Annotated in this window: 15 protein-coding genes; all 15 read right to left on the reverse strand. The window is 32.6% G+C overall.

The genetic code is table 11. The features are described from left to right. Positions 1 to 6 precede the first annotated feature (6 nt). Entirely contained in the window at positions 7 to 1,062 is a 1,056-nt protein-coding gene (locus IEV63_RS05250) for an N-acetylneuraminate synthase family protein (protein WP_188405738.1), read from the reverse strand. Positions 1,063 to 1,077: 15 nt separating this feature from the next. Next, the gene (locus tag IEV63_RS05255; protein WP_188405739.1) at positions 1,078 to 1,896 is read right to left on the reverse strand and encodes a glycosyltransferase; all 819 of its coding nucleotides are present in this window, start codon (positions 1,894 to 1,896) and stop codon (positions 1,078 to 1,080) included. 7 nt (positions 1,897 to 1,903) lie between these two features. Further along, entirely contained in the window at positions 1,904 to 2,524 is a 621-nt protein-coding gene (locus IEV63_RS05260) for an acetyltransferase (protein WP_188405740.1), read from the reverse strand. 1 nt (position 2,525) lies between these two features. Next, entirely contained in the window at positions 2,526 to 3,674 is a 1,149-nt protein-coding gene (locus tag IEV63_RS05265; protein WP_188405741.1) for a LegC family aminotransferase, read from the reverse strand. 12 nt (positions 3,675 to 3,686) lie between these two features. Next, positions 3,687 to 4,898, reverse strand: coding sequence for a UDP-N-acetylglucosamine 4,6-dehydratase (locus IEV63_RS05270; protein ID WP_188405742.1), 1,212 nt, complete (start codon positions 4,896 to 4,898; stop codon positions 3,687 to 3,689). A 17-nt stretch (positions 4,899 to 4,915) separates the two neighbouring features. Continuing rightward, complete coding sequence (locus IEV63_RS05275) at positions 4,916 to 5,779, reverse strand: ABC transporter permease (RefSeq protein ID WP_188405743.1); 864 nt, start codon at positions 5,777 to 5,779, stop codon at positions 4,916 to 4,918. A 401-nt stretch (positions 5,780 to 6,180) separates the two neighbouring features. Then, on the reverse strand, positions 6,181 to 6,501 hold the full coding sequence (locus IEV63_RS05280) for a type II toxin-antitoxin system PemK/MazF family toxin (RefSeq protein ID WP_188405744.1): 321 nt from the start codon (positions 6,499 to 6,501) through the stop codon (positions 6,181 to 6,183). Then, on the reverse strand, positions 6,498 to 6,725 hold the full coding sequence (locus IEV63_RS05285) for a hypothetical protein (protein ID WP_188405745.1): 228 nt from the start codon (positions 6,723 to 6,725) through the stop codon (positions 6,498 to 6,500). Before IEV63_RS05285 ends, IEV63_RS05280 begins: the two co-directional genes overlap by 4 nt. A gap of 463 nt (positions 6,726 to 7,188) precedes the next feature. Continuing rightward, positions 7,189 to 8,175, reverse strand: coding sequence for an SDR family oxidoreductase (locus IEV63_RS05290; RefSeq protein WP_188405746.1), 987 nt, complete (start codon positions 8,173 to 8,175; stop codon positions 7,189 to 7,191). Between the two features lie 457 nt (positions 8,176 to 8,632). Continuing rightward, entirely contained in the window at positions 8,633 to 8,845 is a 213-nt protein-coding gene (locus tag IEV63_RS13115; RefSeq protein ID WP_373283719.1) for an endonuclease domain-containing protein, read from the reverse strand. After that, positions 8,835 to 9,038, reverse strand: coding sequence for an endonuclease domain-containing protein (locus tag IEV63_RS12990; protein ID WP_229737185.1), 204 nt, complete (start codon positions 9,036 to 9,038; stop codon positions 8,835 to 8,837). The genes IEV63_RS13115 and IEV63_RS12990 overlap by 11 nt, the downstream gene beginning before the upstream one ends. Before the next feature lie 306 nt (positions 9,039 to 9,344). Next, positions 9,345 to 10,631, reverse strand: coding sequence for a nucleotide sugar dehydrogenase (locus IEV63_RS05300; protein WP_188405747.1), 1,287 nt, complete (start codon positions 10,629 to 10,631; stop codon positions 9,345 to 9,347). A gap of 116 nt (positions 10,632 to 10,747) precedes the next feature. Next, positions 10,748 to 13,216, reverse strand: coding sequence for a polysaccharide biosynthesis tyrosine autokinase (locus IEV63_RS05305; RefSeq protein ID WP_188405748.1), 2,469 nt, complete (start codon positions 13,214 to 13,216; stop codon positions 10,748 to 10,750). A gap of 6 nt (positions 13,217 to 13,222) precedes the next feature. Next, the gene (locus tag IEV63_RS05310) at positions 13,223 to 14,017 is read right to left on the reverse strand and encodes a polysaccharide biosynthesis/export family protein (protein ID WP_188405749.1); all 795 of its coding nucleotides are present in this window, start codon (positions 14,015 to 14,017) and stop codon (positions 13,223 to 13,225) included. Between the two features lie 320 nt (positions 14,018 to 14,337). Continuing rightward, the gene (hisH, locus tag IEV63_RS05315; protein WP_188405750.1) at positions 14,338 to 14,919 is read right to left on the reverse strand and encodes an imidazole glycerol phosphate synthase subunit HisH; all 582 of its coding nucleotides are present in this window, start codon (positions 14,917 to 14,919) and stop codon (positions 14,338 to 14,340) included. Positions 14,920 to 15,261: the final 342 nt, after the last annotated feature.

Here is a 15,261-nt window from a genome sequence, read left to right on the forward strand (position 1 = left end):
AAAAGGTTATATTAAATTTTCCCATTTCAATAAGCTATCTTCTTCCATGTTGGTCTTAAGAATTCTTCCGACAACATATTGTATTTCATTGGGAGGTATCTGCGTTCCCGGCCGCTTTGCAGTCAAATCTTCTCTAGTCAAAACATGACCTTTTGGAAGGTTACTTTTTATAACTATGCTTCGTCTGAATCTTTCTTTTTTATTTTCTTCTGCTTCAGAAACACTTCTCGTGAAGCTTCCTAATGAACTGACTATGTTTTTAGACTCTGTACATATAATTTTTAACTCTTCAGGATTTGCTGAAATCTCATGATCCCATCCTGGTAAGTCTTTGTCTAATGTAAAATGTTTTTCTATTAAACAAGAACCTAAAGCTACGGATGCTAAAGGAATTGATGTCCCAATTGTGTGATCTGAAAATCCAACAGGCAGATTAAAAGCCTGTTGAAGCATAGAAATATTATTTAGATGAATATCCTTATACTCAGGTGGATAAATCGATATACAATGAAGTAATATAATCTGTTCATTCCCAACACTACGGCAGGCTTCTATAGCTTTTTCAATTTCAGCTAAGGTTGCCATACCTGTAGATAATATAATAGGTTTCTTAAAAGATGCGACGTGTTTAATAAAATCAATATAATTGATATCCATAGACGCTATCTTAAAGAAATCAACATTCAAACGATTTAATAAATCTGCTTCTTCTTTAGAAAAAGGCGAAGAGGCGAAAGCAATATTATGACTATCACAAAAATCTTTTAACTCACGATGTTGCGCTTCTGTGAGTGCATATTTTTCTACCATTTCCTTTAAGGATCCAAAATGCTTTTTTTTGGAATCGTTGTAGGTTTGATTTCGCTCATATTCTTCTTTTGAAACTAATGATGTTGGAGTCCATGATTGAAACTTTACACAGTCTGCCCCAGCTTCTTTTGCACTTAAAATCATTTTTTTTGCAAGTTCCATATCGCCGTTGTGGTTGGCTCCAATTTCGGCTATTACATATGGTGTTTGATAATTAGCCACTTCTTTACTACCTAGAGTTATTTTGTTCATCTATTAAAATTTTAATTATGTTTCCCACCAAAAAGAATCATGTCTTGATTCTAATGTGTTTGTAATTGAATTAAGCTTTATATTCTTTAAATTAAGACTTTCTAGTTTCATATCATAACCAGCAGACTCCAAACCTTCGTAGTGAGCCTTTCTGACTTTAATTAATCTTTCTAATGCTTCATTACTTGTTTTGTGTAAAGTTGAGATATTATTTTGATGTTGTCTGTAGTAAGTGGATGTCTCCGATGTAAATATTGCGTTGATTGTATGGTCCTTCAAAAGTTGATAAAAAATAAACCAATCTGCTGCGTAAATTTCTCTATTAGCAGTTACTATATTTAAATCAATCAACACATTTTTTTTTATTGATGTATTTCCTAGTCCAATAATATTTTTATCATTGATAAATTGATCATTTATTTTAAAATTATTTTTAAGTCTATCACTCCAAATATTTTCTCTATATAAATCTCCATTATAAGTCATCAATGATAAATCATTAACAACAAGGTCATGTTTTTTCAACTTACCTACAACAACCTCTATTCTTTTTGGACCCATTAAATCATCAGCATCTTGAAAAATAATGTAATCCGTATTTAAAGTTTTTAAGAACTCAAAAGCTTCCAGCCTATTTTCGAATGGAGTTCCTTTTACTTGAATAATTTTAAAGTTAATTTTTAACTCTTCTAATTCTTCTTCAACGCCTTCCATATTGTCATTAAACACTATTAGTTCATTAGGAAGTAACGACTGTTCATTTATCGATGCCACTAAACCAAAAATAAAAGACTTTACATTTGGATAAAAAAAAGTAACTAGAGTCGATTTCATATTATCATTATTTAATCTTGCCAGGTACTCCTATAACCAAACTTTCTGAGTCAATATTTTTAGTTACTAGGCATGAACCTCCTATAATATTGTTTGAACCAATTTGCAATTTTTGAAGGATTATACTTCCTACTCCAAATAAATTATTGGAACCTATTTTTACTTCTCCAGATATATTCGCAGAAGGATTTATAACATTAAAATTTCCTATGTTAGAATCGTGACCGACCGTACTATTTAAGTTGAAGATATTAAGATTTCCTATTTTTATATTTGCTGTGAACACAACATTTTGAGTAATAATATTTCCATAACCTAAAGAAACATCTATACCAATATTAGCTTTATCACTTATAATATTCGGAAAATTAAATCCAGAAAATTTTTGGTGAATTTTTTTAATTTTATTTGGATCACCAATACCTATTGCAATATTAATATCCTTTTTATTGCTTAATAAAAATTCTGTCTCATCAAAAATGGGAACATTTTCATTATTTATTTTCAAATAGTTAAACTCAGAATTATAGTCAATAAAACCCTTTACTTCATACTTCCTTTCAGTTACAATAAGACTATAAACTTCTTTTGCAAACCCTGATGCTCCAATAATAAAAATCTTTTCCATATTACTTAACACTACTTGGTATATTTACAACTCGATCTTCTAAATACTCTGCATTTTCAAGATTGGCTTTTGGGCAATCCTGAAACATAGCTAATTTGGTCATCAATTGCCAAATGGGTCTGGTCATGACACCAGCGTCATTCATTTCTTTTAAAAATAAATTTCTCTCTCCCAAAGATTCTAAAATAACTGCATTTAACCAATAGTTAGACATTTCATCGGTTCTTTCCTCAAAAGTTTTGATGCCTTGTTTTTCAAAAAAGGTTTTATATGCTTGAGCTAAATTTCTCTTTTTCTCAAGGAATTGGTCGAGTTGTTCCAGTTGAGCTAAACCCAATGCTGCATTTAAGTTGGGCATTCTGAAATTATACCCAATTTCATCATGATGGTATTCCCATGAATGTGGCGTTTTGGCTTGTGTACTCAAATGCTTGGCTTGCTGTGCTAGTTCTTCATCATCAGTAACAATTACACCTCCACCACCGGTAGTCATAATTTTGTTACCATTAAAGCTAATTGCGCCTAATTTTCCAAAACTCCCTAAATGTTGACCTTTATACTTGCTTCCCATAGCTTCAGCTGCATCTTCCACCAATTCGATATGGTATTCTTTACAAATCTGCCTAATTTCATCTATTCTACAAGCATGACCAAAGGTATGCATTGGTAAGCAAGCTTTAATACGTCTTCCGGTGTTTTTGTTGTAACAGGTCATTTTTTTCACTTCAGCATTTTGCCCTAAAAAATTGAGCATCGACTTTGGTGATAAACCCATAGTATCTATATCCACATCTACAAAAACAGGAATGGCATTGGCATAGGTAATGGCGTTTGTTGTGGCGATAAAAGTTAAAGGCTGAGTAATGACCTCATCGTTTGATTCAACACCAACTAACTTCAAACATAAATGAATTGCATTGGTCCCATTCACACAAACTACCGCTTTTTTCACACCAACATATTTTGCTAGTTTTATTTCAAACTCATCCACAAATTTACCAACGCTCGAAACAAAAGTAGAGTTAATACATTCGTTTAAATAAGCTTTTTCATTTCCATTAAAAACTGGAGCATGTAGCGGAATAAAATCTTTTGTCCCGTAATATTTCCTAATAAAATTGATGATATGTTGGATTTTTACTTGGTTCATTATAAAAGTTAATTACATTTTACCATCTAAATATTTACCTGTCTCTTTGTGTCCAAAATTAGAAATCATTTTATTGAATAAGCTTACTATTTCTGTTTTATTCCACTTTCTGTTTTGAAGCATTTTATTGATTTCATCTTCGAAATAATTTAACTTCTTTTCATCAAGTTGAAGTTCGTTTTTAATTACGCCTAAATTTTCAAATTTATTCATGTCTAAAACTTCATCATTTGTGTAGAATTCTTCAAAATCCTTTTCCCCTGTGGTATCACTTTTTGTAAATAAACAAGGCCACACTTTATCTTTGTTAGTTGATTGTCCAATCTTTTTTTCATTTTCAAAAAACTTTCTGGCTTCTTCTTCTGATGAACAGATATATGGTTTATATCCCAATTGTTTTAGATAATTTTCAGCAATTTCAGAAAATGTAATTAAATGCAATTCTTCACTTAATTTAGGGAAATATATATCTCGATTTTCACCAAAAACACTTGACATCAAGCACAATTCTCCAGATTCTTGGGGGATTACAAAATAGCGTTTTATGTCGTGAGGGGCAACTATTGGTTGTTGTTTTTGAATACGTTGATTAAATCCATGAAGAAGAGACCCATCAGAAAAAGCAACGTTAGCAAAACGAGCAGTGGAAATTTCAATCTCTTTACTTCTGCGCATCAAAAACATTTCCATGATTCGTTTAGAAGCACCCATGATGTTTACAGGGTTAGCTGCTTTATCTGTCGATACACAAAAGTATTTTTTTACGCCTTTATTTATTGATTGTTGGAGTGTTTTATCTGTATTAAAAATATTAACCTGAATCATCCGCATTAACGTATAGGGATCTTTTTCAGAGCGAACATGCTTAAGAGCAGAAAGGTTTAGCACAAAGTCATAATTACCATCAGCTTCCCAAAATGCATCGTATTCCACAGAACCAATATCTAAAGCAAAGGTTTGAAAGTCACCATTAATATAACCGAACGAACTTCTTATATCTCTAACCAACTCTACCATATTGTTTTCGCTGATATCTACAACATGTAGTTTCCTAGGGTTACGTTTAAAAATTTCTTTGGTTGTTGCCGCTCCAATTGTTCCTGCTCCTCCAAGAACTAGAAATTTAGAATTTAAAATAATTCTTGACAAATGTTTATCTACATTATTTAAATCACTAAAAAATAATTTTTTATTTCTACCTATAAGCTCTAATAAATCTATCAAACTAATGTTACTTTAAATTAAACCGTATCTACAAAACTCTTTTCTGTGCGATTAAAAATTCCTAAGCCCAAAAAGAAGACCACTAAGGAAAAACCAAGTGCGTAAAAGAATCCCCACCAGGTGAACATTCCTGTGTCTAAGGTCATATAACGGAAGCCTTCTATAATTTGTGCTAAGGGATTGTATTTAAATACCCAGAAATATTCGGGTTTCTTTTCTAAAATTTCCCCCATAGGGAAAGGAACAGCAGAGATGTACATTAACAGCTGCACACCAAAACTAATTAGTACCGTAAGGTCTCTATATTTAGTGGTCATAGCGGAAAGAATCATTCCCAAACCTAAGCCTGTTGTTCCCATGATAAATACATAAGCTGGGAATAAAACTAAGTTGGCGTTGGGATTCACGGGACTTCCTGAAAGTACGAAGTAAATATAAAACCCGATAAAAATACTTAGCTGTATGCCGAGCTTTAATAAGTTAGAAACAGTAATGGACATGGGCATAATTACTCTTGGAAAATACACCTTTCCAAAAATACTTGCGTTTTTTGTAAAAGTATTAGATGTTCCGGTCAGACATTCTTTAAAATACGTCCAAGCTGTGATTCCCGCTAGGTTAAACAAAAAACTAGGCACTGTGCCGGTTTGTATATTGGCTACATTATTAAATACTAAAGTAAAGATGACCGAAGTAAAAAGTGGCTGAATTAAAAACCATAATGGCCCTAAAACGGTTTGCTTGTATACGGTAACAATATCTCGTTTTACAAAGAGCACTAATAGGTCTTTGTAGCGCCATATTTCCTTAAAGTTAAAATCGAATAAGCTTTTTTCTGAGTTGATCTCATAAAGCCATTCCTTAGATTCTGTTTTGTTCATCTTTTGTACAATGTTGTTAGTTGGTAGCTGTTAGTTGGTAGTTTTTGGTTTTTAGTTTGTAGCAGTTGATTGTAAGCCTTTGGTCGTTAGTTATTAGCTAATAATTTTAAATTCATAAATCTTGATTCTAAAATCTAATATCTCAATTCTTAAATCTAATTTCTAAGCTGATAAATTTAAAGATTTGAATTGTTTCCTCCCTTGCTTGTGCTGAGTTAAACCAAAGTAAGGGAGTCCCGATAATTATCGGGAAAGGTTGGTGTTTAGTTTAGTGAGTTATTTTTCTTACAATTCAAATCAAGTTTGCTTTAAGTCCTGGCTTTGATTCATGAGATTCCGTATAAATTTCTTGGGAAATTTTACGGAATGACAGTTCTATTTGAACTTCTACCAGGTGATTTTTAATTCAGTTTCAGCAAACTGATTAAGGAATTATTTAAATCTGCTATTTCCGCATGTTTTAATTCTCCTAGTTTCCCAATGGCTAAATTTTTATTTAAGGTAACTATTTTCCCAACTCGGATGAGTGAATTCATTTTTAGACCATTCAATTCTGTAGGTTTAATAATCATGTCATGATTAGTTTTCCACTTTAATTGAGTTGTCATGAAACTTACCGTTATGTCATCTTTAGCTTCCACTAAAATTACTGCTGGTCGTTTTTTAATTCCAGATAAATCAGTAAACGGAAATGGTATGAGTACAATATCTCCTTTTTTCACTTAAAACGTTCTTTTAAATCTGATTCATCATACAAGTCATCGTCATCGGCTAAAAAGTCGAATGTCTTAGCATCTGTAGCTAATTGCTCAATATTTTTCTGTACTATCTGATTATCTAGCTTGCTCAGTAAGTATTCAACATAATCACTGACATCTTTAAGTTTATTCTCAGGCAAATACTGTAAATTTTGAGTAGCTTGTTGTATTAATTTTTCTCGATTCATTATGCTAGGATTTAGTTGTTAGCTGTTAGCTGGTAGCTGTTAGCCTGTAGTTGTTAGTTGGTAATTTTAGTTGGTCGTTAGCTAGTCATTTTAAATTCTTAAATCTTGATTCTAAAATCTAATATCTCAATTCTTAAATCTTATTTCTAAGCTGATAACTTTAAAGATTTGAATTATTTCCTCCCTTGCTTGTGCTGAGTTAAACCGAAGTAAGGGAGTCCCGATAATTATCGGGAAAGGTGGGTGTTTAGCTTAGTAAATTATTTTTTATTCTGATTAATTAGACACTGAAACAAGCCTGTCTGACGGCAAAGGCAGGTTCAGTGTGACAGGTTTAATCAGTGTTTAGCTTAGTGAATTATTTTTTATAATTAAAATTAAGTTTGCGATAAGTCTTGACTTTGATTCATAAGATTCCGCATAAACTTCTTTGAAATTTTACGGAATGACAGTTGAAATTTGTTTATTCCCCTTTGGGGATTGAGGGGCTGAACTTCTCCCATGTAATTTTTAATCCATCTTTTACCGAAAACTTAGGTTTATAATCTAATAGGTTTCTTCCTTTTGAAATATCGGCTAATGAATCTCTGACGTCTCCTTGTCGTGGCGGACCGTAATTGGCTTGTAATTGAATCCCTGAAATAGCTTGTAAATCTTTCCATAATTGATTTAAACTGATGCGTTCGCCAAAGGCTACATTATACACTTGGTTGGTAGCTTCTTTAGGAGCAAAAGCTGCTTTGATGTTGGCTTGAATGGCATTTTCTACAAAAGTAAAATCTCTGGTTTGCTCGCCATCACCATTGATTGTAGGTGCTTTTCCGTCTTTTAGTGCTTGCATGAATAGTGGAATTACCGCAGCATAAGCTCCATTTGGACTTTGTTTGGGTCCGAATACATTAAAGTAACGCAAACCTATAATTTCAATTCCATAGGTTTTTGCAAATACATCTGCGTATAACTCATTTACATATTTGGTCACTGCATAAGGCGAAAGTGGCTTTCCGATGTTCTCTTCTACTTTGGGAAGTGCTTTTGAATCGCCATAAGTGGAAGATGAAGCGGCATACACTAATCGTTTAACGGTGTTGGATTCTTTTTGGGCTACCAGCATATTTAGAAATCCATCGATATTGACTTTATTAGTGGTAATCGGATCATTAATAGAACGTGGAACAGATCCTAAAGCTGCTTGATGCAATACAATGTCGATACCAGTCATGGCTTTTTTACAGATTTCCAAATCACATATATCGCCTTCTATAAATTCAAAGTTAGGATGGGTTTCAAATTCTTTGATGTTATGATAGTAACCATTTGAAAGGTTATCTAGTACAACTACTTTAGGACAACTATTTTTTAATAAGAATTCAACGATGTTGGAGCCGATGAACCCTGCGCCCCCTGTTATCAGGAACTTGTTGTTTTTTATGTTTTTGTTTTGTGTCATGAATTATTATATTTCTTGCTCAGTTGCGTTTGCCCTAGACCTAAAGAGAACGCAACTTACTTGAATATTTAGTTTATCTGTTTTTAAATTCTTTTTGCTCTCTTTAGGGTTGGGGAAACAAAAGGAATAAAACTATGTTGGTTTTGGGTTTTCAGTTGCGTTTGCCCTAGACCTAAAGGGAACGCAACTTACTTGAATATTTAGTTTATCTGTTTTTAAATTCTTTTTGCTCCCTTTAGGGTTGGGGAAACAAAAGGAATAAAACTATGTTGGTTTTGGGTTTTCAGTTGCGTTTGCCCTAGCCCTAAAGAGAACGCAACTTACTTGAATATTTAGTTTATCTGTTTTTAAATTCTTTTTGCTCCCTTTAGGGTTAGAGAAACAAAAGGAATAAAACTATGTTGGTTTTGGCTTTTCAGTTGCGTTTGCCCTAGCCCTAAAGAGAACGCAACTTACTTTATTTAGTCGTTAATTTTGTAATCACGGTTTTCAATTTATTCATGACGACTTCGATTTGGTTTTCAATTTCATGGTTGGTGAAACGTATTGTTGTAATTCCGTTAAACCTTAAGAACTCATCTCTTTTAGAGTCGTGTTCTCTTTGTTCTTTAGAATTATGATACTCTCCATCAACTTCTATACAAAGTTTAAGTTGATGATTATAAAAAATCTAATATATAATACCCTAGTGGATGCTGTCTTCGAAATCTGTAACCCACACTTTCTTTATTTTTAAGCAACTCCCACAGCTTCGTTTCAGATGAAGTCATTTTACTTCTTAATGTCTGTGCTCTTTTAAAGGTTTCTGGTCTAGCGCCCTTAAACATACTATTGTTATGATATAAATCTTTATTAGAACTCAAATCATAATTTTATTTCTCCCTTCGTGGACTAGGGGGATTTCCCCATGGCTTCGCCATAGCTAGTCCCATTTTACAATTGGAATAGCGATGCTGGTTTTATTAAATCTAGCTCAAATATACAGTTATCTTGAACTTATAAAAAATTCTTAAATGCTAAAATTTTAGGATCTTATGAAAGACTTATTATGGTTTACCAAAAGCTTAGATAACTGACATCAAAAGTAGTAGCTATAAGGTAAGTATAAAAGATTCTTTTTTAAATTTACTTTCCAAATTTTTAGGAAAACAAAGTTTTTCATAAAATCATTATAATCTTCCGTCTACTTTATCTTTTGGTAAGCATGATTTTACATCGAAAATCACATGATTTTCGGCTGTTAATTGGTCAAAATCTAATGCTAAGAATTCATTATGCGAAACCGCTAAAACAACGGCATCGTATGTTTTTGAAAAGCTATTGCATTGGGTTAGTAAATCTACATCGAATAGTGTTTTTACTTCCTGCGGATTTGCCCAGGGATCGCAAACATCTACGTTCATATTGTAAGACTTTAGCTCTTCAATAACATCAATTGCTTTCGTGTTTCTAGTATCTGGACAATTTTCTTTAAACGTAATTCCTAATACCAACGCATTTCCGTTTTTTACTTTTGCTTCTTTGTTAAGCATTAGTTTAATCACTTCGCCGGCCACATAGCGACCCATGCCATCGTTCATACGTCTTCCTGATAATATAATCTCTGGGTTGTAGCCTACTTCTAATGCTTTTTGAGCTAAATAATAAGGATCTACACCTATACAATGCCCGCCTACTAAACCCGGTGTATATTTGGTAAAATTCCATTTGGTTGCTGCTGCTTCTAGTACATCGTCGGTATCGATATTCAACAATCTAAAAATCTTAGACAGTTCGTTTACAAAAGCAATATTAATATCTCTTTGTGAATTCTCAATTACCTTAGCCGCTTCAGCAACTTTAATGCTGGGAGCTAAATGTGTTCCGGCTGTAATTACAGATGCATACACATCGTCTACAACTTTAGCTATTTCTGGTGTTGAACCCGAAGTTACCTTTAAAATTTTCGTAACGGTATGTTTTTTATCGCCTGGATTGATACGTTCTGGCGAATAACCTACATAAAAGTCAGCATTCATTTTTAATCCAGATACATCTTCTAAAACTGGCACACAAACTTCTTCAGTAACCCCTGGATATACGGTTGACTCATATACCACGATATCATCTTTTTGTAAGTGTTTCCCAATGGTTTCACTAGCCTTAATTAAAGGAGTTAAAACTGGTTGGCGGTTTTTATCTGTTGGGGTTGGTACGGTGACTACATAAAAATTAGCTTCTACTAAATCTTCGGTATCTGCTGAAATTGTAAGTCCAAATTCTGTATTATGTAAAGCTTTTTGTAAATCTTCATCTTCTACTTCAAGCGTATGGTCGTGACCTGATTGAAGTTCTTTTACACGTGCTTGGTTAATATCAAAGCCAATGACTTTGTATTTTTTTGCGAAAGCGACTGCCAACGGAAGCCCCACATATCCTAGCCCGATAATTGCGATGGTGTGTTTTTTATTGTTCATAATATAGTTGTTAGTGGCTTCACTACGATTTCATTTTCATAAAATCACTCAGCCTATAAGTTAGTTATCCTTCTTAAATTTTTAAATTATAAATCGCAAATCATATATCATAAATTTCAACTTTTAAATTTTCGTTTCAATTTAGACCAAGTGCTTTTTTTCTTATCTCTAGCTATGTATCCATCTCCATATTTACCATATCCGTAGCCGTAGCCATAACCATAGCCATAGCCGTAACCATAGCCATATTTTGCTTTTTGCTCGAAAAAGTTCATCACAAAACTGATGTTATTGATCTCACCCATTTTGTATTTTTCATTGATAATTTCGAGCATACCTTTTTTGGTATAGTTTTGTCTAACTAAATACAAAGTTGTATCTACATGTTTAATAATGTTTAAGGCATCGGACACCAAACCAATTGGTGGTGTATCAATAATAATGTAATCGTATTCTTTTTTCAATTCTTCGATCATTTCATCCATTCGGTCACTTATAATAAGTTCTGATGGATTAGGGGGAATTGGTCCTGAAGTAATAATATCTAAATTGGTAAAACCTGAATTTTGTTTTACATCTTCCAGACTAGTTTGACCTATTAAATAATTTACTACTCCTATTTTGTTGTTAATGCCAAAGTCGTCAAATATTTTTGGCTTTCGTAAATCTAAACCTATCAATACTGTTTTCTTACCGCTAAGCGACATGACAGAAGCGATGTTAATGGATGTAAAGGTTTTACCTTCTCCAGATATAGAAGAAGTACACATAATAACCTTTGAAGCTGATATATCATTCCCTTGTTTAAACGTAAACTGTAAACTAGTTCTTATAGCCCTAAAGCTTTCGGCTACTGCTCCTCTTGGTTTTTTAAGCACTGCCAAATTATTAGCAACTGGCGATTTACCAATTACGCCTATAATTGGAATGTTAGATTTCTTTTCAATATCTTGTGGATTATTTATTTTGTTATCTAGCAAAACAATAACAAATATAAAGAGCAATGGAATTAAACTTCCAAACAAAATAGCCATTACATAATTTAGCTGATTGTTAGGGCCTATTTTACCACCACCTGTATCTTTAGCAATATCTATAATTTTAATATCGCTTACACTAGCTGCCTTAATCAGTTTAGCTTCATTTTTCTTAGTTAGAAATAAATCGTAGGTCGCTCTACTTAAATCGTATCTGCGTTCAATTTTCAGTAATTCTTGTTGATCTTGCGGAAGCTCTCTTACTTGTTCTTCAAACTTCATTACTTCTTTGCCAATACGTTTTAAATCGTTGTTTAACAATTTTAAGGAAGAATTGATGTTTTCTAATAAAACATTTTTAATAGCTTCAATATCGCGGTCTACTTCTACAAGACTTAAGTTTCCTTCTTGTGCAGTATAGCTTAACTGATTTCTACGATTGGACAATTGTATAATTTGTTGCACTAACAAACTAATACTATTTTCTTCTATTCCAGAAACTGTTGGTGCTGGAATTTCTGAATAATCTGTTTTGTTTTGAAGATATTCTTTTAAGTTTTTATAATAGTCAATACTTCTAATAATTTCGCGTTCTTCGTTGTCTAATGAAGTTAAACGACTTCTCAATAGTGTACTTTCTGCATCTAAATCGAAAATATTGCGTTCTGTTTTGAACTCGTCTAGTTCATTTTGAACCATTTGTAGTTCTTCTCCCCGATCAATTAACATAGAATCGATAAATTGAATAGTACGCGTTGCAAATAGATTTTTCTCTTCTAGCATTAACTTACTCAGTTCGTTTACGGTACCATTTAAATAATCTACTATCCGGTTTTTATTGTTACCCCTTAAACCAAGGTTAATTACCGATGAACTCTTTTCACTTTCTGCCGAAATATTTTGGTAATTACTCACTTTTCCATTTAGAGATGAAAACTTAAAAAAATATTCACTACCATCGGATGGCCAGTATTTTAAATCTACTTTTTTAAGTTTACCTTTAAAGAAATGAGTATGGATTGGTTCGTTAAATTTATACTTTTTACTAAAATTAAGTGAATCAACAGGTTTTGTTAAATCGTCTTCTTTGTAATAATTATAAAAAGTACCATTAAACGGCAATTCGGGTTCAAAGCTTAGTGTAAATTCTTTTTCGTTAAGTATTTTAACTTTAAACAACTGATTTTGTAATTGATAAGCAGAAGTTTCTTGTTCGATTTTAAAAGGTGTATTACCATAGGAATCTACTAATTGATACTCTCCCATTTTAAGGTAATCTATATAATATTCCAGATTTTTTACTACCCGTTCGTTGTGCGTACGAGATTGTAAAACAATAATGGTTGAAGTAACTTTGTTAGATGTACCACCCCAGTTGAAGGTTAAGCTGGTATTTGATGTAAACAAAGGATTGGAATTATCTTTAATTTCAATCATGCTCTTCATCTCGTAGATAGGGAGTTTTCGTACACTGATGTAGTAAGCAATAAACAAGCCTATACTTATACTTCCTAAAAAAAGCCACCAATAACTTAACAACTTAAAAAGAAAGCCCTTAATATCAAAAGACCCTGTAACATCACCAATTTCAAATTCTTCTTCTGCCATAATGCCTTAAGGATTAAAACGAATAAGTAGTATTGAAATTGTAGCAAGAATACCTACTAAAGAAGTAATGGTTGAAAAGGCATTCTCTCCTAAGCCAAGTGTTTTTGAAGGTAAGGGATCGGCTATCAATATATCGTTGGGTTGTACGTAATAATACGGGGAGTTGATCGCATCAATATTGGTCATATCTACATGATGTATTCGTGTGCCATCAGGATATTTTCTTAAAATAACAATATTGCGCATGTCTCCTGTTAAATTTATACCCCCTGCATTAGCTATGGCCTCCGTTAAGGTAACTTCGGGGCGATAAAAAACTTGCCCTCCTTGGCTACCAAACTCACCTAAAGTAGTATAACGTATACCTGGCAAACGTACAGTTACATATATGTTAGCTTCTTTTTTAAAAGACTTATCTAGCAATTCTTTTTCTACCAAATGTTCTATTTCTTCTAAAGTTAAGCCAATCACTTTTATTTTTCCAAGATTAGGAATACGTATTTCTCCATGACGGTCTATTTTATACCCGTCGAAATAAGCTGCTTCTTCTGTGGTTGCTGTCGCATTAGCATCGGTAACTGGATTGAATATGTTTACCATTTCTTGGTCTAAAGCTTTTACTCGAATGCTCAATAAGTCATTAATTTGAACACGATAAGGTTCTTGAAATTTTTGTAGAGAAATTAATGAATCTGTTAAATCTTCATCACCTTGTTGTAAATAGGTAATTTGTTTTCTAGTGATACAAGATGAAGCGAGTATTAAACTCAATAATGCCAAAACTAATACGTTTCTGCTCATTTAACAAATAATTAGGTGAGCAAATATAGAGTTTCGTTTTTTAAAAGGAAAATAAAAAAAGCTTAAAATAAGGACTGGATGAAAAGAATTCTGTTTAGATGCTTTTGTAGGTGTTTTTACGTAGTAATACTTCTACAATCAATCATTTATAGTCTAAACTATGAATTTTACTTTAAGTGTGTGCTATATATATGATGACCTAAAAATAACTGTAGAAATATGCTGCGCTTGATATAAAAATAAACGGGTATATTTAATCAGATTATGCTTAAAATCTCTCTGAATCAGAATTTTAAGGAATGGCAGGTCAAAATTTAATTTTAAAGTGCTAAGAAATTTTTTAGCAACTGCTCTCCTACTTTTCCACTTTTTTCGGGATGAAATTGTACTCCGTAGAAATTATGTTTTTGTAAAGCTGAAGTGTAGTCTATTCCATAGTTGGTTGTAGCAATAGTATGCTTATTTATGGGAACGTAATATGAATGTACCAAATACATATAATCTTTTTCCTTGATGTCTTTGCATATAGCTGATTTTAAATCGAATATTTGATTCCAAGCTATTTGTGGCACTTTTAATGCATTGCTGAATTTCTTTACTTCTGCATCAAAAATACCCAAACAATCGGTATTGCCTTCTTCTGAATACGTACACATGAGTTGCATGCCTAAACAAATGCCTAAAACCGGTTGTTGTAAACTGGGAATTAGCTTGTCTAATCCTGTTTTTTGTAATTGCTGCATTGCATAATTGGCTTCGCCTACTCCAGGAAAAATTACTCGATCAGCTTGCTGAATTTCTTCCCAATTAGACGAAAGCTTGGCTTCAACCCCTAAACGTTGAAATGCAAATTGAATGCTTTTGATGTTGCCTACGCCGTAATTGATGATGATTAAATTCATTTTGGGATTTAGGATTTAGGATTGATGATTTTTGATTTAGGATTTTTGATTTAGGATTTGATTTCGATACAATTTTAAAGTTTTTTTATTTGGAAAAGCTTTAAAACCAATCCATCTGACAATATCTTAATACAATTTTTTTTCAATATCGTGTAAAAAAATCATAGACACGTTATTTTAAGTTCGATATCTTCGACCAAAGCTCAGGATTAACTGAAGGCGAGAAGTGTTTCCATCTCGACTCCGCTCGATGCTCAAACCTATTGTAAAATTCAAAAAAAAAATCAAAAGTTCAAAAAATGATAGGATTAAAAGACTAAACTGACGAAAAAGAACAATTAC

The organism is Psychroflexus salis (assembly GCF_014640175.1).
GTDB classification, from domain to species: Bacteria; Bacteroidota; Bacteroidia; order Flavobacteriales; family Flavobacteriaceae; genus Psychroflexus; species Psychroflexus salis.